Consider the following 23,579-nt stretch of genomic DNA (forward strand, 5'->3'; position numbering starts at 1 on the left):
AAGAGATAAGGATGATATATAATGGTGCAAAAGGTAAAGGAGAGAGTGAAAATTGAAGATATCTTAATGGCTCATAATTGCATGAAAGATATCGTTATTAAAACACCGTTACAACGTGATACAGTTTTATCTGAGAAATATGATTGTGACGTTTATGTAAAACGAGAAGACTTACAATTAATTCGCTCTTTCAAAATTCGTGGTGCATACAATTTGATTCAAAGTTTACCGAAAGAAAAGTTACAAAACGGTGTTGTTTGTGCAAGTGCTGGTAATCATGCGCAAGGAGTTGCTTATACATGTAATTTATTGAAGATTCCGTCGAAAATATTTATGCCCACAACAACACCGAAACAAAAAGTATCACAAGTACAATTTTTCGGTGGTGATTTCGCAGAGATTGTATTAGTTGGTGATACATTCGATAGCTCTTTCCAAGAAGCACAGTGTTATTGTGAAGAAAATAGAATGACATTTGTTCATCCGTTTGATGATCCGTATGTCGTTGCTGGTCAAGGGACAGTGGCAGTTGAAATTATGCATGATATGGAGAAACCGGTTGATTATATCTTTACAGCAATCGGTGGTGGTGGATTAGCATCAGGTGTTGGTACATATGTAAAAGGTGTTAGTCCTACTACAAAGGTTATTGGTGTAGAACCGATGGGAGCTGCATCTATGAAAGAGGCTTTTCTTCAAAATGATAATGTCGCATTAGAGAAAATAGATAGTTTTGTTGATGGGGCAGCGGTTAAAAAGGTAGGAAAGTTAACTTTTGAAACTTGTAAAGATGTAATTGATGACATTGTTTTAGTACCAGAGGGAAAAGTTTGTACGACGATTTTAGAACTGTATAAGAAAAATGCGATTGTAGCTGAACCGGCTGGTGCACTCTCTATTGCAGCACTTGATTTATACAGGGATGAAATAAAAGGTAAAACAGTTGTATGTACGCTAAGTGGTGGAAATAATGATATTGATAGAATGCAAGAAATGAAAGAGCGTTCGCTCATTTATGAAGGACTGAAACATTACTTTATCATTGAATTTCCGCAACGTTCAGGTGCGCTAAGAGAATTTCTTGATAAAGGATTAGGACCAGAAGATGACATTACGCGCTTTGAGTATATTAAGAAACATAATAAAGAAAATGGTCCAGCATTAGTCGGAGTAGAATTAAAACATAAAGGAGATTATGAGCAATTAATTACTCGCTTTAAAGAAAATAATATTCAATTTATGGAGCTTAATAAAAACCCTGTTTTGTTTGATTTGCTTATTTAATAGAAGGGAAGAGTTAGCATCTAAATAAAAAAGATAGATACAAGCGAGGAAATATAGTGCTTGTTCTATCTTTTTTATAGTTAAACTAGAACATAAAAGTAGAACTGCTATAGACATTTTATAAATATTCTCTAACAAACTTACATTTTCTGATAAGTCTTTCAGCATGTTTATCACCTATTCTGTAAAGTATATTACAGAGAAATAGATCTTGAACTGTCTAGTTTCGTTTGTTTTTTATTTTCCCTGTACCATCAATTTCTACATCAGTTGAAATTGTTTGTAAATATTGAAGAGCTTTTTTCTTTTCTTCCTCATTTACAGGGGAAACTTGGTTGTTGCGAATGATATAAGGATTGAATGACATTTGGACATCCTTTCCTTTAAAAGTTAAAGTTAATACGCCAGTTTCAGCGCTTTTCCCATTCACATAACTCGGGAATAAAAAGTTACCTAATGAGTAAGCGATAGGAACTTTATTATAATACTCAAACCCTTGTAACCAATGTGGATGGCTTCCGACAATTGCGTTAGCTCCTGCTTCAACCATTTTAGGTACATATTGCTTTTGGTATTCTACCGGACGATTTGATTTTTCAACGCCCCAATGCATATAGACGATTAAATAGTCTGCATCTTGTTTTTGTTCTTTAATTGTTTTTGTTACAAGATTTAAATCATAGCCATTCGCAACGCCAGGTTTATTCTCACCAGCTACCCAATTAGAATCAGGCATAAATCGAACGAAGGAAAGAAATTTAAATTTTTTCCCTTTTACGGTCATTTCTCGTGCTGTATATGCATCTTTCGCATTTTTTCCGGCTCCAGTGTAAGGGAACTTTAATTTTTCTACGTGAGAAATCGTATCTAATAATCCATCTTGCCCATAATCAAGTGTGTGGTTATTCCCAATATTTACGATGTCATATCCAGTGTTTTTAATAGCTTGTAGTGTAGATGGATCACTTTTAATCCAAAACAGTTGCCCAGGTGCTTTCTTTTCTTTCGTTGTAAATGCCGACTCTAAATTCACAAAAGAAATATCAGCTTTTTTTATTTCTTCTTTTACATGTTGGAATGGGTAATCAGCCCCATTCTTTTCGATTATAGGACGTAATTGCCAATCAAACATTGTATCACCAGAGAAGGTGAGTGTGATTTCTTGGTCTTCTATTTTCTTTTCGCTTTTTGAAGCGGTTTTACTAGATTTGTTTTGCAAATCGGGTTTGTCTTTTGCTTTTGAAATAAAAGAGTAATTGATTAATAAAACAATCGGTGTAATGAAAAAGGCTATTAACAAAAATCGTTTTAGTAAAGTTTTCATGTATACCTTCCCTTTTAATATTATCCCGCAATTAAATTAACACTGAATCTATTAAAGGTAATTAAAGTTACAAAAAATAGCGGGTTATGCAGTGGAAAACATTTGTTAATATTCTCAATATTAAGTTAACATATAGATGACCTGTAAATCAATGTATAAACCAAAATATAGAAATAAAGAATTCGAAGGGTGAAGAATGAGAAATGGTTATATTAGGAGCAGTTGTAAATGGAATTTGTATTATATTTGGTACTTTACTTGGTAAATTATTTAGTAGGATTCCAGAAAGTATGAAAGGGACGATAATGCACGCAATCGGTTTAGCGGTTACTGTGCTTGGGCTTCAAATGGCATTAAAAAGTGAAAACTTTCTTGTTGTCATACTGAGTTTAGTGATTGGTACGGTAATTGGAGAATGGTTACAATTAGAAGAAAAGTTAAAACATTTAGGGGATTGGCTAGAAAATAAAGTTGGATCGAAAGGGAAAGGTAGCATATCAGAAGGTTTTGTAACAGCTACTTTAATTTTTGCAATTGGCGCGATGGGGATACTTGGTGCACTTGACAGTGGGATTCGCGGAAATCATGATATTTTATTTACAAAGGCGATTATCGATGGATTTATTTCTATTATATTAACGACAACTCTAGGAATTGGCGTAGTATTTTCGGCGATTCCAGTTGTTTTATATGAAGGTGGTATTGCAGTTTTTGCAACACAAATTAATAGTTTTGTCTCGAAAGAATTAATGAACCAATTTATAGTGGAGATGACGGCTACGGGCGGCATTATGATATCTGCTATTGGATTGAACTTGCTTAGTATTATTAAAATCAAGGTGGCAAATTTACTTCCAGGTATATTGGTAGTGGGTGTAATTGTTTCAATTATTTATGGTTACGGTTTGTTAGTAAATTAGTAGAGGATGGAAACACATATGGAGGAATTTCAATTTACAAAACGTGTGCATAAAATATTGGAGATTGCAGCAAAAGAGAGTGAGTATAACATAATTCACCCAGTCCATCTGTTTATAGGTATGTGTAAAGAAGGTACAGGAGTTTGCGCTGAGTTATTTATGTATTTGTTTCACAAAGTCGGTCCAGATTTTTTAGAAAAACTTTCGTTACGAAAACAATTCGATTTACATAATCAAGAGTATAAAAAAATAGGGCAATATAAACTATCTTATAAGGCGATAGAAATTTTACAAATAGCGAAGAAACGTATGGAACGCTTTCAGCAAGTAGTAGTAAATGAAGGACATGTTATGTATGCATTATTTCGTGTAGATACAAATATTGGTGGATTTATACATACACAAATGCAAAAAGATATATTACGTATTACAGCTGCACCGAGAGACTTAGCGGTTGATTTAAATCGTTTTAAAGCTATTTATAATACATTATTTTGTCATGTAAGAAGAGTTAGTCCTTCTGATTTTGATAAGTTATCACGATTTGTAGTGGATGAATTTGGTGAACGGTGGTTACAGTCGGTTGATTATGGATTTCGGACATATAACGAAAAGTTACCTATCTATATTGCACAGCAGGAGGAAGTAATAGTTGGTTTCGCCTGTTACGATGTAGTGAGAGGAAAGAAAGGCTTGTTTGGTCCAATGGGCATAGCGAAACAAAATCGTGTGAAAGGTGTAGGAAAAGAATTATTGCATCATTGTTTATATAATATGAAGCAAGATGGATATGAATATGCGATTATTGGACAAGCAGGTCCCATTGAGTTTTACGAGAGAAATTGTAATGCTCGTTTAATACCGATAGATAATAAGTAACCAACTTCATATAGAGGAGTTGGTTTTATTATGAAAATGATGTAGAGATGTATTGGTTTTTACTAGAAAATAGCGGGTTTTGTAGTAAATCTTGCATATAAAGCAAATTACTAAACTTTTTACAAGAAAGGGTGTAGAATGGGTATCTAAAGAAAGAAGGTGTGAAAATGGCCAGCTGGAAACGGAATTTAATGATTTGTTGGCTAGGTTGTTTTACCACTGCAGCCGGTATGAGTTTAGTAATTCCTTTCTTATCTTTTTATATTGAGGAATTAGGAGTAACTGGCACTTCAAGCATTGCACAGTGGTCGGGACTTGCATTTGGTGTAACATTTTTAATGGGTGCGATCGTATCGCCAATATGGGGAAAGCTTGGTGATATACATGGACGGAAATTGATGCTTATTCGTGCTAGCCTCGGTATGGCGATTATTATGACGCTTATGGGGTTTGTAACGGATGTGTATCAACTAGTCGCACTAAGATTTTTAATGGGAGCAGTATCTGGTTTCCTTTCAACAGCGATGACATTTATTGCAGCAGAAACTCCGAAAGAACATTCAGGTTGGGCGATTTCCACAATTTCAACTGGTGGTGTGAGCGGTTCGTTACTTGGCCCGTTACTTGGAGGTTATTTGTCTGAGTTAATTGGAATGCGTCATGTCTTTCTTGTTACAGGAGCTTTTTTATTCCTTTCCTTTCTCATCGTTTTTTTCTTCTTGCATGAAGAAAATCACTCTGCTCAAGCAAAAAAAACACAGCCGAAAAAAGTATGGACGATGGTCCCAGCGAAGCATTTAATTATTAGTTTATTTGTAACAACATTTATTATTCAACTTGCTAATATGTCAGTTCAACCAATTGTTACATTGTACGTGAAAAATTTAGTAGGTCCTCATACTGCACATATTGAAACAATTGCGGGTGCAGTTATGTCAGCGACAGGATTAGCAGTTATTTTGGCAGCACCAAGACTAGGAAGATTATCAGATCATATCGGTCCTCAAAAAACGTTAGTTGTAGCGTTGTTTGCAGCTGGAATTATTTTTATCCCGCAAGCATTTGTAACCTCAGCTTGGCAACTATTAATTCTTCGATTTTTATTAGGTATCGCACAAGCAGGATTATTGCCTTCCGTACAAACTCTACTAAAACAACATACACCAACCCATGTTACGGGACGAATATTTGGATATAATCAGTCGTTTCAGTTTTTAGGAAATATGATTGGGCCAGTGCTCGGGGGACAAATTGCAGCGCATGCAGGCTTCCAATATGTTTTCCTCTCTACATCATCACTATTATTTATTGCGTGTATTTGGGTTTATTTTTATAATAAGAACGAAGAAGTATCAGAGAAACAACGTTTGGAAGTTAGTTAACTAAGTGAATGAAAAAGAAAAAGGATGAAGCAACATGTGCTTCATCCTTTTCTTTAAAATCGAAGACAAAGATAACTTAATGTACCAAGCTCGTAACTACGGTGAATGACTTCACCGCTATTTTCACTACTTCCCATAGCGATAAATAAAGGAACAAAATGTTCTGCTCTTGGTACTGCTAATTGTGCATGAGGAGCATTTTTCTCCCAATTAAACAATGAATCTTTATCGTTATTCTGCATATGTTTAATAATCCAATCATCAAATTCAATTGCCCATTTTTCAGGTGTAGTTTGATTCCATTTCAGTGCTCGTAAATTATGAACGGTAACGCCACTCCCGATTACTAAAATATCTTCTTGTCCGAGTCCTTTAAGTGCTTCTCCAATTTCAAATTGTTCTTTTGCAGAAAGGAATGGATTGACTGATATTTGCACGACAGGAATATTTGCTTCTGGATACATGCGGTGCAGAAGTGTCCATGAACCATGATCTAAACCTCTCGTCATATTATGATGGACTGAAATACCTTTGTTCTTAAATTTTGTTTCTAAAATAGATGCAATATGAGAAGAGCCTTTCGCACGATATTTGATTTCGTATAACTCAGGGGGAAAACCTCCAAAATCATAAATTGTTTCATACTCGTTATCTGATGAGGAAATCGTTAATACTTCACTTTCCCAGTGAGCAGTGAAAATAACAATTGCTTTCGGTTTATATGTTTCTCCAAGTATTTTTAAAAATCGTGTATAGTCTGTATCTTGAATAGCGAGCATAGGCGAACCATGTGCTAAAAATAATGATGGCATCATAATAGTAGAAACCTCCTAAAAATTATATAATTACTTTATGTAAGTAACTATATAATTTTATTTTTAATTCGTCAAGAGATTAGTTTAAAAGCAAGTCTGAAAAATACATCATTTGTCATAATGAAAGCAATTACATATAATATAAAATAAGAAAAGTGAATGGATATTCATTTTCTTAAAGCTATACATAATAGAGTTGGGGGCTGACGAAATGAATGTACAGGAAAGTTTCGTTACGGCATTGGATGGATCGGAAATTTATTTGCGTAAATGGTTACCAGAAGGAGATCCGAGAGGAATTATTCAAATTGCACATGGCATGACAGAGCATGCAGGGGTGTATACAGAATTTGTAGATGCTTTATTGGAAGCAGGGTATGGTGTTTATGCGCATGATCATAAAGGACATGGGAAAACAGTAAAAAAAGAAGAAGATTATGGTCATTTTGAACCAAATATAGGGTGGAATCAAGTTGTATCGGATGTTATCTTTGTTTCAGAAAGGATAAAAGAAGAGCAGTCAAGTCCTTTGTTTTTACTTGGACATAGTATGGGTTCTTTTTTATCAAGACGTGCTGTACAACTTAGGGGTGAACTATACGATGGATTTCTGATTTCAGGAACAGGTGGAAATCCAGGGCTTTTAGGAGCTATTGGTCATAAAGTAGCAACAATCGAAATGAAATTGCGCGGGGCAAAAACGAAAAGTCCAATGTTAAACTTTTTATCTTTTGGAAACTTCAATTCGAACTTTAAGCCAAATCGTACAAAATTTGATTGGTTATCTTCAGATAATAATCAAGTTGATAAATATATTGCGGATCCGTTATGTGGTTTCATTTGTACGACGAGTTTTTACCGAGAATTATTTTCTGGAGTATTAGAAGTAAATAAACTAGAAGAATACAAGAAGACGCCAAAGAATCTTCCAATACATATATTCTCTGGTGATCGTGATCCTGTTGGCGATATGGGGAAAGGTGTAAAAGAAGTATATGAAAACTATAAAAAATGTGGTGTGAAAGACGTGACACTACGTTTATATGAAAATGGTAGACATGAAATGTTTCATGAAGTAAATAAGGATGAAGTATTTAAAGATTTAATTTCGTGGTTAGATGCGCATAATAAATGAGAAAGATAATCCCAAACTGTTTGTAATTTGGGATTATTTATTATACAGAAATAGGGGCAATAAATTCTTAAATTCACTTTACTTAATAAAAAATAAATCTTATTCTATAGTCGTTCAAAAAATAAAGAAATATTGTATGAGAGGAAACCTCACTTTTCTGAAGTGAGGTTTTTTGTAGTAACGAAGTAATAGTGAATAAAACTAATTTTAAAAGTAACCTAAAATCAAACTTTTTATAAAGCAACAGATGCTCGTTCATAATAGTAGTATAATAGTGAATGAGGTGTTAATAGAATGGAAGATAGAACATTAGGTTTATTACTAGATGTTGTTGGGGAATTATTTTCAGATGAAATTTCAATTGCTGTTTCGAATACGAAAGAATATATTTACTATCGGCCAAGTAAACGAATTGATTTAAAGATTAGTGTCGGGGATCCTATAAAGGAAGGAACGATTGCTCATAAAGCGATGGTGATGAATCAAAAAACATCTGAGTTTATGAATCGGGATGTTTTTGGTATTCCTTATCATGGAATGGCTGTACCATTTTCAAACAATGGAAAGCTTGAAGGGTGCGTAACGGCAATTTATCCAGCTTTAACGGATGGAAAGTCAGTCGTTACTTTAAAAACAACAGACGGCTGGATTCCGGTTCCTTTTTCAAAGGTTATGTATTTAGAGGCTAAAGATAAAAAGACGTACGTGAACTCAGAAGAGTTATCAGGAACACATAAATACTCTCTGCAAGAATTCGAATACTTGCTTCCGAAAGATTCATTTATTAGATGTCACCGTTCGTTTATTGTAAATGTTAATCATATTAAAGCGATTTATCCTGATACCCATTCTACTTTTGTACTTTCGATGGATAATGGTGAGAGAGTACCAGTTAGTCAATCATACGCTAGTTATTTCCGTAAGCTTCTAGGATTCTAAATTTTTCTGCTTTAGAACCTAGATTTGCTGTTCTGTCTGAATTTTCGGCATTGTATACTAAAATCCCTATTTTGATAGTGTTAATGTGTAAAATAATTATGAATATTCAATGAGAGAGGGATTACATATGGAGAATAATTTAGATAGAATCAGAGATCAACGTCTAAAAGATCGGGTAGTTACACCTGAAGAAGCAGCCTCCTGGATTCAAAGTGGAATGACTTTAGGCTTAAGTGGGTTTACACGTGCAGGTGATGTAAAAGCAGTCCCATTTGCGCTTGTAAACCGAGTTAAGAATGATGAATCTTTTAAAGTAAATGTTTATACTGGGGCTTCTTTAGGCTCGGATGTAGACAAATTATTTGCTGAGGCAGGAATTTTAGGGAAAAGATTACCTTTCCAAGCTGACGCGACTATGCGAAAAGGAATTAATAACGGAGACTTTTTATTTGTGGATCAACACTTGTCTCATACAGCAGAGTTACTCCGCGCTGACGTTCTGGATATAGATTTCGCTATTTTGGAAGCGGTTGCGATTACAGAGGACGGAATGATTATTCCAACCACTTCAATTGGAAATTCCTTAGCGTTTTCCTTAAATGCTAAGTCTATTATTATTGAAATGAATATGGCTCAATCCGCGCAATTAGAGGGGCTACATGATCTATATGAACCAGGTAAACAAGGGGAGAGGCTTCCAATTCCGCTTGTGAAAACAGATGACCGAATTGGAACAATCGGTATTCCAATTGATCCTGAAAAAGTAAAGGGAATTGTGTTTACGAATCAATTGGATTCGCCATCGACAATTGTTCCTCCGGATGAAGAAACTGTTATTATGGCACAGCATTTAATAGAATTCCTTCGAGAAGAAGTTAAAGTAGGCCGATTAACAAATCGTTTAGCGCCGTTACAATCAGGAATTGGTTCAGTGGCTAACGCCGTATTGCATGGAATGTTAGATTCAGAATTTGAAGATTTAGAAGTATATTCCGAGGTTTTACAAGATGCAGTTTTTGATCTTATGGATGCTGGAAAAGTCAATTTTGCTTCTTGTTGTTCTATCACGCTTTCTGAAGAGAAAATGCAACAAGTATTTTCTAACTTTGAAAAATATCGTGACAAATTAATGATGCGTCCGCAAGAGATTTCCAATCATCCTGAAATCATTCGTCGCCTTGGATTAATCTCAATTAATACTGCATTAGAATTAGATATATACGGAAATGTTAACTCTACTCACGTTTTAGGTACAAAAATGATGAATGGTATTGGTGGGTCTGGTGATTTTGCAAGAAATGCACGCTTAGCTATCTTTGTTACTAAATCGATTGCGAAAGGTGGTAACATTTCAAGTATTGTTCCTTTCGTTTCTCATGTAGACCATACTGAACATGATGTAGATGTTATCGTCACTGAACAGGGGTATGCCGACTTAAGGGGACTTGCGCCAAGAGAAAGAGTGGAACTTATTATTGAGAATTGCGCACATTCAATGTATCGTGATCAACTACGTGCTTATTACGAAGAAGCAAAAACAAGAGGTGGACAAACTCCTCATATTTTAGAAAAAGCTTTTTCTTGGCATACGAATTATGCTAAAAATGGAACAATGCTTGAAGCGGTAGTAGAAACTGTATAGGTTTGTATCGTACAAAATAGTAAAATGAATGAGTGAGTTTGAAGATTAAATTTTAGAAAAAGAGAACGCCAACTTTTAGGGATGGCGTTCTTTTTCTTTAAAAAAATTGTTGAAAATTGTACTGGTTATAATAAAGATTTATAAAAATAATCTCTAATTTATGAAAATAAAAGGTTTTTTGAAGTGCTTTCCGAATCAATTTAGTAGTTTACATATCGAAGGTGAGGAAAAAGAATCATGAAGATAAGAGAAGCGTTATTAAGTGAAGCAAATGAATTAAGTGAACTCGCACTACAATCAAAAGCAACGTGGGATTATAGTGAAGAATTCATACTTGCTTGTAAGGAAGATTTAACAATTACAGAAGAATACATAAAAAATAATTTTGTATATGTTTTAGAAAACGATAATGCGAAGATTGGTTTTTTCTCATTTTTACGTAATGATAAAGCTCTCGATTTCTTGTACATTCATCCTGATTACAAAGGAAAAGGTTACGGGAAAATACTTTGGGAGTATGTAATAGAAAAAGCCAATGAACTAGGATTAAAAAGTTTTACGATTGATAGTGATCCGAATGCAAAAGGATATTACTTGAAAATGGGAGCACAGTTAATAGGAGAGACACCATCAACTGTCTTTAAGGGTCGTGTACTGCCTCTTTTGAAATATGATGTGTAAAACTATTAATAGTAGGGGAAGATTAGAATGGATGATGTAAAGGAAAAAAGAATATATGAAGCACTAATAAAATCGTGGTCGATTGAAACAAGTTCAAAGTGGATAATTGAAAGCCCAGCAAAGGGACAATGTGGTGTTACAGCTCTTGTCGTTCAAGACATATATGGAGGAGAAATTAAAAAGACAAAAGTAAGAGAGGTATGGCACTTTTATAACTTTATAGATGGGCAGAGATTTGATTTTACAGAGACTCAATTCAATGGGAAATTGAATTATATGGATGAAAAGTCAAATCGGGAAGAAGCATTTGCAGATACAAATGAAAAACAATATAGCATTTTGAAGGGAAAAATAACGAAAGAATTAAAATTATCTTTTGACTCTTAATCTTTAATAAGTTACTATAATGGTGGTAACTTATTAAAGGGAACTTCATAGAGTTGAAAGGGGAAATACTTTTGAAAACAACTTATGTAAACGCTACAATTGTAACGATGAATGAACAAAACGAAGTGATAGAAAATGGATATATCATTGTAGAAAATGATCAAATTATAGATGTAAAGAGCGGAGAATTCGCTAATGATTTTGAAGTAGATGAAGTAATTGACATGAAAGGAAAGTGGGTTTTACCAGGGCTTGTAAATACACATACACACGTTGTAATGAGTCTCCTAAGAGGTATTGGCGATGATATGTTATTACAGCCGTGGCTTGAGACGAGAATTTGGCCACTGGAAAGTCAATTTACTCCCCAAATTGCGGTCGCTAGTACGGAATTAGGATTACTTGAGATGGTGAAAAGTGGTACAACATCATTCTCTGACATGTTTAATCCAATTGGAGTAGATCAAGACGCAATTATGGAAACGGTATCAAGGAGCGGGATGCGAGCTGCTGTTTCAAGGACTTTATTTAGCTTCGGAACGAAAGACGATGAAAAGAAAGCGATTGAAGAAGCTGAGAAATATGTGAAGCGTTACTATAACGAAAGTGGCATGTTAACTACGATGGTTGCACCACATAGTCCATATACATGTAGTACAGAATTGTTAGAAGAGTGCGCACGGATTGCAGTAGAGAATCAAACAATGGTTCATATCCACCTTTCTGAAACAGAGCGTGAAGTACGTGATATTGAAGCACAGTACGGAAAACGTCCAGTAGAATATGCAGCGAGCTGCGGATTGTTTAAACGCCCAACAGTTATTGCACACGGTGTAGTATTAAATGATGATGAGCGTGCATTTTTAGCAGAACATGATGTTCGAGTAGCACATAACCCAAATAGTAATTTAAAACTAGGTTCTGGTATAGCGAATGTAAAAGCGATGCTAGAAGCAGGAATAAAAGTAGGAATTGCAACAGATAGTGTTGCATCTAACAATAATTTAGACATGTTTGAAGAAATGCGCATAGCGACTTTATTACAAAAAGGTATTCACCAAGATGCAACAGCATTACCAGTTGAAACAGCTCTTACACTTGCGACTAAAGGGGCTGCTGAAGTAATCGGGATGAAACAAACAGGGTCACTAGAAGCTGGTAAGTGTGCTGATTTTATTACGATTGACCCGTCTAATAAGCCGCATTTACAACCAGCGGATGAAGTGTTATCACACCTTGTATATGCTGCTAGTGGAAAAGATATAAGCGATGTAATTATTAACGGAAAACGTGTCGTTTGGAATGGCGAATGTAAAACGTTAGATGAAGAGCGTATTATATTTGAAGCAAGTCGTTATAAACGAGGTCTGCAAAGATAGATAATTATGTGGCAGTTGAAAAAGCTATCCTTTTAAAAGGATAGCTTTTTTCTTGAACGAATAAATATTCAAAAGAATGTCGCATCTTTCTGTTAGTATTTCTGCTATAATATATTACGCTTTATAATATTTTATATTTAAGGAGAACAACTCATGAAGCGAAAAAAGAGCCATTTAATGGTAATGGCACTTGTTACATCTTTATTATTAACAGCTTGTAATAATAAAGCGGATAAAAGTGACATAGAGGTTAAAAAACAAGTGTTAAATGTAACAGTATCAGAAGAAATTCCTTCTCTGGACACTGTGAAAACAACAGATGGTACATCAGCACACATTATGCAGAATATATTTGAAGGGTTATATGTATTAAACGATCAAGATCAGCCTACTCCAGCCATAGCAAAATCGTTTAAAAGAAGTGAAGATGGTAAGAAATATACATTTGACTTGCGTAAAGATGCAAAATGGTCAAATGGGGATAATGTAACAGCAAATGATTTTATATTTGCTTGGAAACGTGCAATTAACCCTGAAACAGCCTCTCAATATGCGTCCATGCTCTTTTATGTAAAAAATGCGAAAGAGATCAATAAGGGAACAATGCCTCTTGATGCACTTGGGGTTAAAGCGATAAATAATTATACGTTAGAAGTTGAACTCGAACAGCCAGTTCCGTATTTTTTACAGTTGTTAGCACTACCTATATACTTACCACAGCATGAATCATTTTTGAAAGAACAAGGAAACAATTATGCATTGGAACCTAGTAATCTCATATATAACGGTCCATTTGTATTAGAAAAATGGAAGCATGAACAAGAGTTTCAATTAAAGAAAAATACTACATATTGGGATCGAAAGAAAGTGAAATTAGATGAAATAAACTTTCATATCCTAAAGGATACAATGACAGCTGTAAATTTATATGAAGCCGGAGATTTGGATCGAGTACCTATTAATTCGCAAGTTGTAGACAAGTATAAAGGGAATAAGGAATTACATATGTCGAGTGATCCTGGAATTGCTATGCTTCGTTTTAATGAAAAAAATAACGCGTTAGCAAATAAAAAGGTGCGTCAATCTATTTCATTAGCGTTAAATAAAGATGATTTCGTTGCTCACTTTATTAATAACGGAGCAAAACCTGCAAGTGGACTTGTACCAGTTGGTCATGTAAATGAAGTGACTGGTAAAGATTTTAGAAAAGAAAATGGAGATATTTCCTCATATGATTTGCAAAATGCGAAAAAACTTTGGGAAGAAGCGAAAAAAGAGCTTGGGGTAGAACAAGTAAACCTAGGGTTCTTAACGTTCGAACAAGATAACGCAATACGTATGGCAGAATATATAAAAGGTGATTTAGAGAAGAATTTGCAAGGACTCGCGATACAAATTAAACAACAGCCATTTAAGCAAAAATTACAGTTAGAACAAATAGGTGATTACGATATAACTATGGCAAATTGGGGACCTGACTATAAAGACCCAATTAGTTATTTAGAGTTATTTACGACAGGGAATCCGAATAATAAAATGAATTATTCTAATGTTCGTTACGATGAATTAATAAAGAAAGCGAAAACGGATTTTGTACTAGATACGGAAAAACGATGGGAAGCGTTGCGAGAAGCCGAGCAGGTATTATTAGAAGATGCTGCGGTGGCGCCGCTTTATCATATTGGCTCAGCATATGTACAAAAGGATTATGTAAAAGGAATTGAAAAGCATCAATTTGGTGGTATTTATACTTATAAGAATGCTTATATTGCTAATGAATAAATACAAAAAACCTTACTTTTTAAAAGTAAGGTTTTTTACACATAAATTCTATTAAACTGATTTTAATAAAGCGTAAAAATTCGTATCATATGGGATATCATCTTGATACATATAATTTTTTAGAACGCCTTCTTTTTCAAAACCTAATTTTAATAGTACTTTATTGGAAGCTTCATTTTCAAGAAATACAATTGCTCCAATCCGCTTTAAATGAATCGTATGGAAACCGTATGATATAACCTCAGAAACAGCTTCAGTCGCATATCCTTTTCCCCAGTGTTCAGGCAAAAAGGCATAACTTATATTGGCTCGTTTATGCTCAGAAGACCAATCGTGAAAACCAATGGTACCGATGAGTTCTTTCTTGTCTTTTAATTCGATTCCCCATTTTATACCGCTTCTTGCATTGTAACTCAACTTAAAGTTATGAATGATTTGTTTCACTTGATCAACATCTTGTAACGGTTTTTGGCCATAATAGCGCAGTACATTAGTATTAGAAAAGCATTGTAGTATACGCGGTGCATCTTCTTCGGTAAGTTCTCTTAAAATAAGTCTTTCAGTTTTTAATAAAGGAAACATATTTTCGCTCCTTTTCACATGAAAATAGAATGTATTTGTTATTATATAATTTAATCTGAAAATAAAGATTATTCAAGGTGTAAGGGTAGATTTGATTTATGATAAACTTAGATGTGGAATATATTTCAAAAAAGAGGTTTGGAAATGGAAAAAAATTCGATATTAATTGTAGATGACGATAAAGATATTATTCAATTTATTAATGTGAATTTAAAACAAGAAGGTTTTAAAGTTTTTAGTGCTCATAACGGAGAAGAGGCTTTAGAAATAATAAATAATAACAGTATTCAACTTGCTATTTTGGATATTATGATGCCTCAAATGGATGGTATAGAACTTTGTAGAAGGATTAGAGAGAAACATAGTTTACCAATTATGTTTTTAAGCGCGAAATCATCGGATGTAGATAAGGTAATTGGATTTAGTACTGGGGCAGATGATTATATTGTGAAGCCGTTCAGTACAATTGAATTTATAGCAAGAGTGAAAGCTCAATTAAGAAGGTATACATATTTCAATCAAAATGCTCCCCAAGTAATGGAAAAGAAAATAAATATTAGAGGCTTAGAAATAGATGAAGTGTCGAGAACAGTAATGTTATATGGAGAGAGAATCAATCTTACGAAAACTGAATATGATATTTTACACTTAATGGCAGCTACAAGGAATCGTGTGTTCACAATTGAAGAAATATATGAGAGCGTTTGGAACGAAAGAGCCTATGAAAGTAATAATACAGTAATGGTTCATATTGCAAGATTGAGAAATAAAATTGAAGAGAATCCAAAAGAACCGAAGTTTATACAAAATGTTTGGGGAGTCGGATATAAAATTGAAGATTAAATCATTACAAGGCATTAGAGCTAAGTTTTTTATCGCATTCATATGTAGCATCTTGTTAGCGACTGTAAGTATAATAGTGTTTCAAATTTTGGTTGGAAATATATATAGTCAGGTTAATGTTTTAGAGGAAAAATATTCATTTTTATATTTTATAGTTTTTTTGATTTTTACTACAACATACTTTGCATTAATGACAAAAACACTGATGAAAAGGTTGTCTCAAATTAACAAGAACGTGAAGGAAATAAGTGACGGTAATTTTGAAATACATATACCTATTTTGAAAAATGACGAGATTGGTGAACTAGCGGCAAATGTTAATAGAATGGCGAAAAGTTTAAAAGAGTCTATCGAGAATGAAAAAAAATCACAGGAAATGAAAAATGAAATGATTAGTAATATTTCTCATGACTTACGAACGCCAGTAACATCTTTAATCGGTTATGCGGACCTGTTAGGAAATAAACTTCATTCGAATGGAGAAGAATGTGAACAGTATGTAAGTATATTAAAGCGAAAAAGTTATGAATTAAAAAATCAAGTAGATGATTTATTAGAATACTGTCAAATAAATTATAGAGAGATTGAATTACATAAAGATGAAGTAGATATGAAAGCATTAATTGAACAAATCATGATTGACTTTGTACCACAATTAGATGATGCCAATATGAGCTTTTATATTAAAAGTGATGAAGTGCTACATGTAGAAGTTGATGTGACACTTATAGTGAGACTATTTGAAAATGTAATAGGTAATAGTATTATGTACGGGAGAGATGGAAAGGGAATTGTAATTGAAATTTTCAATAAAACAATGAATGTTGAAGTAGAAATTAAAAATTTTGGACAATGCATTCCGAAAGAGGACCTTCCTTACATTTTTGAGAAGTTTTATCGTAGTGAAAAATCACGTAGTTCTCATACGGGCGGTAAAGGAATAGGACTTGCAATTTCAAAAAGTATAGCCGAGCTCCATCAAGGGGATATCACTGTACGTAGTAATGATAAAGAAACAGTTTTTACTGTGAAATTACCGCAGTATAAAAAGTAAGAAAGTCGTAAGTATTTCTTTTATATGTCGTAATTTTTACTTTGTATCATTGAGAAAAAGGATATGAGAGTAGGGATGCGACATGTGGAAGAAATTTTTATTAGTAATTATAGTTTCTTTTTTAATTATAAGTTGGATCTTAGTTTATGTAGCTAATGGTGTTACATCAGTCTTTGTTTGGTGGAGTATACAGGCTTTTAGTGTAATTTCCGTTTTTCTCTTAATAGGATCAATAATAATATTTTTTTGGAAAGGCATTTTTAGAAAGCGGATAGATAGAACGCTATTTTTAATCATTCTGTTTTCTATAATTGGAGCTTGGCCTTTCGGTTGGTTTGCTAATATAGGTAGAATTGCTTACCCAGCAGATATACAATCTATGAGTCCTAAAGTAGTAGTTCGTTTTCCTTTGAAGGAACGAGCATTAATCGGTTGGGGTGGTGATCGGTTAGAAACGAACTATCACGTTATAAAACCAAATGAAAGGTGGGCATATGATATTCTCATTCCACCTGCTGAAGTGAAAAGTAGTAAGTTAGAGGATTACGGAATATATGGAGCAAAAGTAATGGCGCCAGCTTCTGGGACGGTTGTATCAATTAATAATAATGAACAAGATTTAGTTCCGGGATCGGATAATTTTCAGTCAATGGCTGGTAATCATATTTATTTACGACTAGATGAAACGGGCACATTTTTGTTCCTTGGTCATTTAAAGAAAGGCTCAATTAAAGTAAAAGAAGGGCAACGTGTAAATGAAGGGGATATTCTTGCGCAAGTTGGTAACTCAGGAAGTTCAAGTGAGCCGCATTTACATATTCATCATCAAAGGCAAGATCCGTCCAAAGTAAGTATGTTTTTTGCGGAAGGATTGCCACTTTACTTTCGAACTGAAAATGGTGTGATGATGCCGGAAAGAGGGGCATACATAAGTGGTAACTAGAAGAAAATCATTTCATCCAAAAAGGGTATTCCAAATTAAAATTGGAATACCCTTTTTCATTACCCTACAAATGTTTGATACAGTAAGAAGATATTTAAAACGATAACGAGAGCAGCAATTATCCATGCGATAAATGTTGTTATGCGGTGGTTAACGAGTGCACCCATAATCTTTTTATTACTTGTAAACATAATAAGTGGCACTAATGCAAATGCAATACCGAATGATAAGACGACTTGGCTCATGACTAGAGCGTATGTTGGATTTACACCTAAAGCGATAATTACTAGTGGTGGAATCATTGTAATAAATCGGCGTAAATATAACGGAATATGCATGCGAATGAAACCTTGCATAATAATATCACCCGACATTGTACCGACAGAAGAGCTAGATAGTCCTGCTGATAAAAGTCCAATCCCAAATAATGCAGCCGATACAGGACCTACTAAATTGGTAAATTGAGTGTAAGCAACATCTAAATCTTCAACGTGCAAGCCATTTTTAAAAAATAGTGCAGCTGCTACAATTAACATACTTGCATTAATTGCTCCAGCAATAACCATTGCAATAATAATATCGATAAATTCGAAACGAAAAATCTTTTTCTTTTGTTCGTCAGTTGTTCCGACCACACGGCGTTGTGTTAATGCAGAATGCAAGTATATTGCATGCGGCATAACTGTCGCACCTAAAATCCCTGCTGCAAGTAATATACTGTCTACACCTTGGAATTTTGGAATAAATAGTCCTGAAAGAAGGGGACTTAATTCTGGTTTTGCATAAAAAACTTGAATCCCAAAAGCAATTACTACAATGAAAATCATTCCTGTAATAATAGCTTCTAGTGGACGAAATCCTCTACGTTGAAATTCAAGGATAATAAATGATCCGGCTGCTGTAATTAAAGCGGCAGGTAGCATGGGGATTCCAAATAGTAAGTAAAGCCCCAATGCAGCTCCAATAAATTCCGCTAAATCTGTAGCCATAATAACTAGTTCACCTTGTATCCATAAGCCGATAGACACAGGCTTTGGAAAGTTTTCACGAGCTATTTCGGGTAAATTGTTTCCTGTAGCAATTCCTAATTTAGCCGATAAAGTTTGGATTAATACAGCCATTAAGTTAGAAGCGAGTATAACCCATAATAGTAAATATCCATATTGTGAACCAGCTGCGATATTTGTAGCAAAGTTGCCAGGATCAATATAAGCAACGGACGCGATAAAAGCGGGCCCTAAAAATGGTAACAGTCTTTTCCAGCCTTTTGTTTCTCCACTTAAAGCTAAGTGAGCTGATTGTACGGTTGTACTTTCAGAAGGGAGATGTTCATCTTTTGTTATATCTTTATTCATAGTAGTTTTCCCCTTTAAAATGTTAACTTGATGAAATTATTGTATTTATTCTTACTCATTATTTCAATACATTTAAATATGTTATATGATAATTTCATTTGAACACGAAAGTTTCCTTAATGCAAATTATATGCCTTTATGCAATGGATGGTGTGATAACGTAAAATAAATTGGGAGTTTATGGTGTGATGACGTGGGGAAACATAATAAATTAAAGGGTCAATTTTGAAATTTATGTGAACATAAAGCCGATAATCCAGCATATTAATTGATGGAATTGCATTTGTATGATATATAATATATTGGGATTACAACATAACCATAGTGTTTTGATGTGTAATCTTGTTTTTTATTTTTGTTAACTGATAGAAAATAGTATAAAGAAAAGAAAATGGGATTCATTTTCTTATTATATATGTTTTGATATGAACGTTAACTTATACATGATTTTAAAAATTAGATAGGTGGTAGAAATACATTGGCAACTACAAAACCATACAGAGTATTACTATATTACATGTACACAACAATTGAAAACCCAGAAGAATTCGCGGCAGAGCATTTAGAATTTTGTAATTCACTTGAATTAAAAGGAAGAATTCTTGTAGCGAAAGAAGGTATTAACGGAACTTGTTCTGGAACTGTAGAACAAACAGAGAAATACATGGAAGCAATGAACAATGATCCACGTTTTGACGGTATCGTATTTAAAATAGATGAAGCTGATGGTCATGCATTCAAGAAAATGCACGTGCGTCCTCGTCCAGAGTTAGTTACACTTCGTCTAGAAGATGACATTAACCCACACGAAATAACTGGCAAGTATTTAGAACCAAAAGATTTTTATGAAGCAATGAAACAAGAAGATACAGTTATCATTGATGCACGAAATGATTATGAGTTTGATTTAGGTCACTTCAAAGGTGCGATTAAACCTGATATCGAATCATTCCGTGAATTACCAGATTGGATTCGTGAAAATAAAGAAGTACTTGAAGGTAAAAAGATTTTAACTTATTGTACAGGCGGAATTCGTTGTGAGAAGTTTTCTGGTTGGTTAGTTCGTGAAGGCTATGAAGATGTAAGTCAGCTTCACGGCGGAATTGTAACGTACGGAAAAGACCCAGAGGTACAAGGTGAGCTTTGGGATGGACAATGTTACGTGTTCGATGAGCGTATTGCTGTACCAGTAAACCAAAAAGAACATGTTATCGTTGGTAAAGACCACTTTACAGGTGAACCTTGTGAGCGCTATGTAAACTGTTCAAATCCAGAATGTAATAAGAAAATTTTATGTTCTGAAGAAAACGAAGCGAAATATTTACGTGCATGTTCTCATGAATGTCGTGTAAGTCCACGTAACCGCTACGTAATACAACATGAATTAACGGAAGAGCAAGTAGCTGCTGCATTAGAGCAAATCGAAGCAGGGAAGTAAACTGAATTCGTATAATAAAAGGGGTACTCCAAGTTTAATTTTGGAGCACCCTTTTTTTATTATCCGGTCCTGTTATTTGTCGGTAAGTCGATATATTAAAAAAATCGCTGATATATTTCGAGTTGCGCCGATATAATGGGAAAATCGCTGATAAAAATTCACTTACTGCAGCGGGCCAAGAATTTGAAAATAATCTTCTTTAATTTTTATCTTCTTTCTCTTTAACGGCAGAAAGTACAGTTTGTTTTACCCAAGCTTTTCTTCGTTTATGCTGTAAACCCCATTGGTATAAACTTTGAGCTCCTAAAATAAGTGAAATGACAATGCCGCTAATCGCAATTAATAGAGCGAAAAATTCAAGAGGTGACGATATTTTGTTTGAATCGGTGTTTCTTAAAAGGTCAATCATAGTAAACCCTAACATTTGGCCCACTACAGAGTAGAGCGTTAAAATTAATAATAAGAGGCTATCTTTTTTAGAGGCGACATTTTCTTGATATTTAAACAAACTATCAAGATTTTGTTTCGCGTTCGAGTATAGAACCTCAATATTAAAAAGTTTTCTTAAACGAAAGAAAATATCTTCACTCTGTGATTGGGATACTAATTCTAAAGAAAAATAATTAGCAGTGAACGAATTGATCGAATAAATTAATTTCTCTATTTCATTAGTATCTTGTTCAATATTTAGCTCAGCATAGGCGTTCGCCATTTTTAATAAAACAATTTTATGGAATAGGTTTAATAATAAAGCGTAATAAAATTCCCCGTACATTTGACTAGCAAGTTTAGCGATTTCGCGTTCTCCTTCATTTGTTACACATGTAAAAATATGTTCTTCCATTATGAAATAACGATTTGGAGCCCATCTCTGGTAAGCGTGTTTTTTTAAATAGTCATGAATGTAAGGAAGGTTATTTGCACTCACATATGGCTTACCATCACTTGTTAATCCGGAAAGACTAGAAGTACGATAAACATCCACTTCGTTAAGTTCCATACCTTCTTTTAGTGACAATAAAGTTTGGACGTACATTCTTTGGTCTTCGAAGAAAGGGAAGGTTTGAAAGTATGAACTTCTTAATCTCTTCTTTTCAAAGAAATCAGTTACACCATGAAATAAATAACCAAAAATGAATTTTTCAACTTGGGAATACTTTTTTCCGTTACATTCAATACAAATAGTCTCATTTGTATCATTTTTAGTTTCAAGTACACGGAAGCGAGCAGCGAATTCGATTGCTTCAGATAAAGTCATGTTTGGAGCAGTGTTTACTTCTGTTCGAATTGTTAAGAAGCCAAGTTCATAAGGACAAAGTGTTACATCAATAGAGTGTATCTTGAATGGGATTGAAATAAGGTTTGTTGTTAAATGTCCAGTTAAGTTAAGGTTCTTTGAATAACGTTGCAAGCCCTTTTGATGCTCTGAGTGAGGAAAGAGAATTTTATTGGTAAATGAAAGATAGTATGCTTCCATATTTTGATGCGAAACTTTAAACTCCCCATAATATGTATTTTCATCATCGAGATGATCGAGCCGAAAAGGACGAAAATCGTTTTTTTGTAAGAAAGGGAACATATTTTGTTCATATCCAGTTTTAAAAGAAAACGGGAATATAAATTGAAATATAGCTGTTGCTACACCTTTTTCCTCAATTGATTGTATTGCCTCCATCTACATTGTGTCCTTTCCATATATGCTATAGAAACAACATGCCCAAATTTATTTGAAAATAACCACTCTTTTATACTCAATTGAGAGTGAAAATTCAGCTTATTTAGCAGGGAACATGTATAATGTTATGTATACTAAAAGTTATAAAATTGTATTTTGAAAAGGGGGATGCTGTATGCGGATTTTAGTATTAGGCGCTGGTGGAGTCGGAGGATTTTTTGGTGGCAGATTAGTCGAGAAGGGAGAAGATGTCACGTTTCTTGTTCGTAGTAAACGGAAAAAACAATTAGAGGAAAGAGGACTTGTAATCCGAAGTGTTAACGGGGATTTTTCCTTCCGACCGAAATTAATAACGAAAGAAGAGCGAACTTCTCCATTTGATGTCATTTTATTTTCAACAAAAGCGTATCACTTAAACGAGGCAATTCAAGATTTGAAGCCGTTTGTTGGCGAAAATACTGTAATCATTCCATTGTTAAATGGTATCGCTCATTTATCGCTATTACAAAAAGAATTCGGCGAAGAAAAAGTAATTGGCGGTTTATGCTTTATCGAGACGACGTTAAACGATCAAGGAGAAATTGTACAAACTAGCGCTGCCAACAGACTTGTGTTTGGGGAAATTAAGTCTCAAAATTCAGAGAGAGTAAAGCATATTTCTAAAGCATTTTCAGGTACGAAATCTAGTTTTGTTTTAAGTGAAAATATTACGCAAGATATGTGGCATAAATATTTATTTATTACTGTAATGTCAGGTGTGACAACGTTAATGCGTGCACCAATTGGACCAATCCGTGAAAGTGAAGGCGGCCGTGATTTTATCCGTAATGTGTTTGAGGAATCTGTACAAATCATGAGAGTATTAGGAGCTCCAGTAAAGGAAAATATTGCCCAGGAACATATGAAAACGATTGATAAAATTTCGTATGATATGAAGTCATCAATGCAACGTGATATGGAAAAGGGTTCGTTTATTGAAGGGAAGCACTTGCAAGGATATTTACTGGATGTAGCAGAGAAATTTTCTATAGCGGCACCATTATTAGAATCTATATATCAAAATTTAAAGGTGTATGAAGAGATGACCTTTAACAAATCTGTAATAGAATTAGATGTATGAAAAAATAAAAAAGATAGCAA

22 protein-coding genes are annotated in these 23,579 nt (G+C 34.1%); 16 read left to right on the plus strand and 6 right to left on the minus strand.

Annotation, left to right across the window (positions count from 1 at the left end):
* The first annotated feature begins 21 nt into the window (after positions 1–21).
* The gene (gene ilvA / locus DN404_RS20960) at positions 22–1,284 is read left to right on the plus strand and encodes a threonine ammonia-lyase IlvA (protein WP_046392610.1); all 1,263 of its coding nucleotides are present in this window, start codon (positions 22–24) and stop codon (positions 1,282–1,284) included.
* Here the strand turns inward: ilvA and DN404_RS31340 are convergent.
* Together DN404_RS31340 and DN404_RS20970 are read right to left on the minus strand one after the other, a co-directional pair.
* Positions 1,204–1,452: a hypothetical protein gene (locus DN404_RS31340; RefSeq protein ID WP_149215413.1), complete on the minus strand. Its 249-nt coding sequence runs from the start codon at positions 1,450–1,452 to the stop codon at positions 1,204–1,206. The two genes, ilvA and DN404_RS31340, sit on opposite strands and share 81 nt — an antisense overlap.
* Positions 1,453–1,504: 52 nt before the next feature.
* Positions 1,505–2,608, minus strand: a complete 1,104-nt coding sequence (locus DN404_RS20970; protein WP_149215414.1) for a CapA family protein — start codon at positions 2,606–2,608, stop codon at positions 1,505–1,507.
* 203 nt (positions 2,609–2,811) lie between these two features.
* Between DN404_RS20970 and DN404_RS20975 the strand changes: the two genes are divergently transcribed.
* From DN404_RS20975 to DN404_RS20985, 3 genes are all read left to right on the plus strand, one after another.
* Complete coding sequence (locus DN404_RS20975) at positions 2,812–3,528, plus strand: DUF554 domain-containing protein (protein ID WP_000236032.1); 717 nt, start codon at positions 2,812–2,814, stop codon at positions 3,526–3,528.
* Positions 3,529–3,546: 18 nt separating this feature from the next.
* Positions 3,547–4,407, plus strand: a complete 861-nt coding sequence (locus DN404_RS20980) for a GNAT family N-acetyltransferase (protein ID WP_000390856.1) — start codon at positions 3,547–3,549, stop codon at positions 4,405–4,407.
* A gap of 167 nt (positions 4,408–4,574) precedes the next feature.
* Positions 4,575–5,789 (plus strand): multidrug efflux MFS transporter, encoded by a 1,215-nt coding sequence (locus DN404_RS20985; RefSeq protein WP_149215415.1) that lies wholly within the window; start codon positions 4,575–4,577, stop codon positions 5,787–5,789.
* A gap of 53 nt (positions 5,790–5,842) precedes the next feature.
* On the opposite strand, the gene DN404_RS20990 is transcribed toward DN404_RS20985, so the two are convergent.
* Positions 5,843–6,604, minus strand: a complete 762-nt coding sequence (locus DN404_RS20990) for a DODA-type extradiol aromatic ring-opening family dioxygenase (protein WP_046392611.1) — start codon at positions 6,602–6,604, stop codon at positions 5,843–5,845.
* Between the two features lie 211 nt (positions 6,605–6,815).
* On the opposite strand from DN404_RS20990, the gene DN404_RS20995 reads away from it, so the two are divergent.
* The 7 genes from DN404_RS20995 (at position 6,816) to DN404_RS21025 (ending at position 14,549) form a co-directional block, all read left to right on the plus strand.
* A complete protein-coding gene (locus DN404_RS20995; protein WP_001102583.1) occupies positions 6,816–7,739 on the plus strand; it encodes an alpha/beta hydrolase in 924 nt (307 codons plus the stop codon).
* Between the two features lie 294 nt (positions 7,740–8,033).
* Entirely contained in the window at positions 8,034–8,678 is a 645-nt protein-coding gene (locus tag DN404_RS21000) for a LytTR family DNA-binding domain-containing protein (protein ID WP_000390211.1), read from the plus strand.
* 127 nt (positions 8,679–8,805) lie between these two features.
* The gene (locus DN404_RS21005) at positions 8,806–10,320 is read left to right on the plus strand and encodes an acetyl-CoA hydrolase/transferase family protein (protein WP_149215416.1); all 1,515 of its coding nucleotides are present in this window, start codon (positions 8,806–8,808) and stop codon (positions 10,318–10,320) included.
* A 237-nt stretch (positions 10,321–10,557) separates the two neighbouring features.
* A complete protein-coding gene (locus tag DN404_RS21010) occupies positions 10,558–11,001 on the plus strand; it encodes a GNAT family N-acetyltransferase (protein ID WP_000701909.1) in 444 nt (147 codons plus the stop codon).
* Between the two features lie 27 nt (positions 11,002–11,028).
* A complete protein-coding gene (locus DN404_RS21015; RefSeq protein WP_149215417.1) occupies positions 11,029–11,388 on the plus strand; it encodes a YunG family protein in 360 nt (119 codons plus the stop codon).
* Positions 11,389–11,441: 53 nt separating this feature from the next.
* Positions 11,442–12,767, plus strand: coding sequence for a bifunctional S-methyl-5'-thioadenosine deaminase/S-adenosylhomocysteine deaminase (locus DN404_RS21020; RefSeq protein ID WP_002023818.1), 1,326 nt, complete (start codon positions 11,442–11,444; stop codon positions 12,765–12,767).
* Positions 12,768–12,920: 153 nt separating this feature from the next.
* Entirely contained in the window at positions 12,921–14,549 is a 1,629-nt protein-coding gene (locus tag DN404_RS21025) for a peptide ABC transporter substrate-binding protein (protein ID WP_000823500.1), read from the plus strand.
* 51 nt (positions 14,550–14,600) lie between these two features.
* On the opposite strand, the gene DN404_RS21030 is transcribed toward DN404_RS21025, so the two are convergent.
* Positions 14,601–15,131, minus strand: a complete 531-nt coding sequence (locus DN404_RS21030; RefSeq protein ID WP_000484225.1) for a GNAT family N-acetyltransferase — start codon at positions 15,129–15,131, stop codon at positions 14,601–14,603.
* A gap of 144 nt (positions 15,132–15,275) precedes the next feature.
* Here DN404_RS21030 and DN404_RS21035 point away from each other — a divergent pair, with 144 nt between their 5' ends.
* The 3 genes from DN404_RS21035 to DN404_RS21045 all read left to right on the plus strand — a co-directional run bounded on the left by DN404_RS21035 (position 15,276) and on the right by DN404_RS21045 (position 17,971).
* Positions 15,276–15,974, plus strand: a complete 699-nt coding sequence (locus DN404_RS21035; protein ID WP_149215418.1) for a response regulator transcription factor — start codon at positions 15,276–15,278, stop codon at positions 15,972–15,974.
* Positions 15,940–17,028 (plus strand): sensor histidine kinase, encoded by a 1,089-nt coding sequence (locus DN404_RS21040; protein WP_179951868.1) that lies wholly within the window; start codon positions 15,940–15,942, stop codon positions 17,026–17,028. The genes DN404_RS21035 and DN404_RS21040 overlap by 35 nt, the downstream gene beginning before the upstream one ends.
* An 82-nt stretch (positions 17,029–17,110) precedes the next feature.
* Positions 17,111–17,971 (plus strand): M23 family metallopeptidase, encoded by an 861-nt coding sequence (locus tag DN404_RS21045; protein WP_000265538.1) that lies wholly within the window; start codon positions 17,111–17,113, stop codon positions 17,969–17,971.
* 59 nt (positions 17,972–18,030) lie between these two features.
* Here DN404_RS21045 and DN404_RS21050 read toward each other — a convergent pair whose 3' ends face one another.
* Positions 18,031–19,326: an Nramp family divalent metal transporter gene (locus tag DN404_RS21050; RefSeq protein WP_001030679.1), complete on the minus strand. Its 1,296-nt coding sequence runs from the start codon at positions 19,324–19,326 to the stop codon at positions 18,031–18,033.
* 478 nt (positions 19,327–19,804) lie between these two features.
* Here DN404_RS21050 and trhO point away from each other — a divergent pair, with 478 nt between their 5' ends.
* Positions 19,805–20,764, plus strand: coding sequence for an oxygen-dependent tRNA uridine(34) hydroxylase TrhO (gene trhO, locus DN404_RS21055; protein ID WP_000246231.1), 960 nt, complete (start codon positions 19,805–19,807; stop codon positions 20,762–20,764).
* A 199-nt stretch (positions 20,765–20,963) separates the two neighbouring features.
* Here trhO and DN404_RS21060 read toward each other — a convergent pair whose 3' ends face one another.
* Positions 20,964–22,439, minus strand: coding sequence for a hypothetical protein (locus tag DN404_RS21060; protein ID WP_149215420.1), 1,476 nt, complete (start codon positions 22,437–22,439; stop codon positions 20,964–20,966).
* A 175-nt stretch (positions 22,440–22,614) separates the two neighbouring features.
* Here DN404_RS21060 and panE point away from each other — a divergent pair, with 175 nt between their 5' ends.
* On the plus strand, positions 22,615–23,559 hold the full coding sequence (panE, locus tag DN404_RS21065; RefSeq protein WP_016122294.1) for a 2-dehydropantoate 2-reductase: 945 nt from the start codon (positions 22,615–22,617) through the stop codon (positions 23,557–23,559).
* The last annotated feature ends 20 nt before the right edge of the window (positions 23,560–23,579 follow it).

Origin of the sequence: Bacillus sp. TE8-1, assembly GCF_008368855.1 — a bacterium.
In the GTDB taxonomy this organism is placed as follows: domain Bacteria; phylum Bacillota; class Bacilli; order Bacillales; family Bacillaceae_G; genus Bacillus_A; species Bacillus_A cereus.

Coding starts and splice junctions, on each gene's coding strand:
- DN404_RS20970 (WP_149215414.1), bottom strand. CDS start 2,608: ATGAAAACTTTACTAAAACGATTTTTGTTAATAGCCTTTTTCATTACA.
- DN404_RS21045 (WP_000265538.1), top strand. CDS start 17,111: ATGTGGAAGAAATTTTTATTAGTAATTATAGTTTCTTTTTTAATTATA.
- DN404_RS21030 (WP_000484225.1), bottom strand. CDS start 15,131: ATGTTTCCTTTATTAAAAACTGAAAGACTTATTTTAAGAGAACTTACC.
- DN404_RS20985 (WP_149215415.1), top strand. CDS start 4,575: ATGGCCAGCTGGAAACGGAATTTAATGATTTGTTGGCTAGGTTGTTTT.
- DN404_RS21015 (WP_149215417.1), top strand. CDS start 11,029: ATGGATGATGTAAAGGAAAAAAGAATATATGAAGCACTAATAAAATCG.
- DN404_RS20995 (WP_001102583.1), top strand. CDS start 6,816: ATGAATGTACAGGAAAGTTTCGTTACGGCATTGGATGGATCGGAAATT.
- DN404_RS21050 (WP_001030679.1), bottom strand. CDS start 19,326: ATGAATAAAGATATAACAAAAGATGAACATCTCCCTTCTGAAAGTACA.
- DN404_RS20980 (WP_000390856.1), top strand. CDS start 3,547: ATGGAGGAATTTCAATTTACAAAACGTGTGCATAAAATATTGGAGATT.
- DN404_RS21035 (WP_149215418.1), top strand. CDS start 15,276: ATGGAAAAAAATTCGATATTAATTGTAGATGACGATAAAGATATTATT.
- DN404_RS20990 (WP_046392611.1), bottom strand. CDS start 6,604: ATGATGCCATCATTATTTTTAGCACATGGTTCGCCTATGCTCGCTATT.
- DN404_RS21040 (WP_179951868.1), top strand. CDS start 15,940: ATGTTTGGGGAGTCGGATATAAAATTGAAGATTAAATCATTACAAGGC.
- DN404_RS21060 (WP_149215420.1), bottom strand. CDS start 22,439: ATGGAGGCAATACAATCAATTGAGGAAAAAGGTGTAGCAACAGCTATA.
- ilvA (WP_046392610.1), top strand. CDS start 22: ATGGTGCAAAAGGTAAAGGAGAGAGTGAAAATTGAAGATATCTTAATG.
- panE (WP_016122294.1), top strand. CDS start 22,615: ATGCGGATTTTAGTATTAGGCGCTGGTGGAGTCGGAGGATTTTTTGGT.
- DN404_RS20975 (WP_000236032.1), top strand. CDS start 2,812: ATGGTTATATTAGGAGCAGTTGTAAATGGAATTTGTATTATATTTGGT.
- DN404_RS21005 (WP_149215416.1), top strand. CDS start 8,806: ATGGAGAATAATTTAGATAGAATCAGAGATCAACGTCTAAAAGATCGG.
- DN404_RS21010 (WP_000701909.1), top strand. CDS start 10,558: ATGAAGATAAGAGAAGCGTTATTAAGTGAAGCAAATGAATTAAGTGAA.
- DN404_RS31340 (WP_149215413.1), bottom strand. CDS start 1,452: ATGCTGAAAGACTTATCAGAAAATGTAAGTTTGTTAGAGAATATTTAT.
- DN404_RS21025 (WP_000823500.1), top strand. CDS start 12,921: ATGAAGCGAAAAAAGAGCCATTTAATGGTAATGGCACTTGTTACATCT.
- DN404_RS21000 (WP_000390211.1), top strand. CDS start 8,034: ATGGAAGATAGAACATTAGGTTTATTACTAGATGTTGTTGGGGAATTA.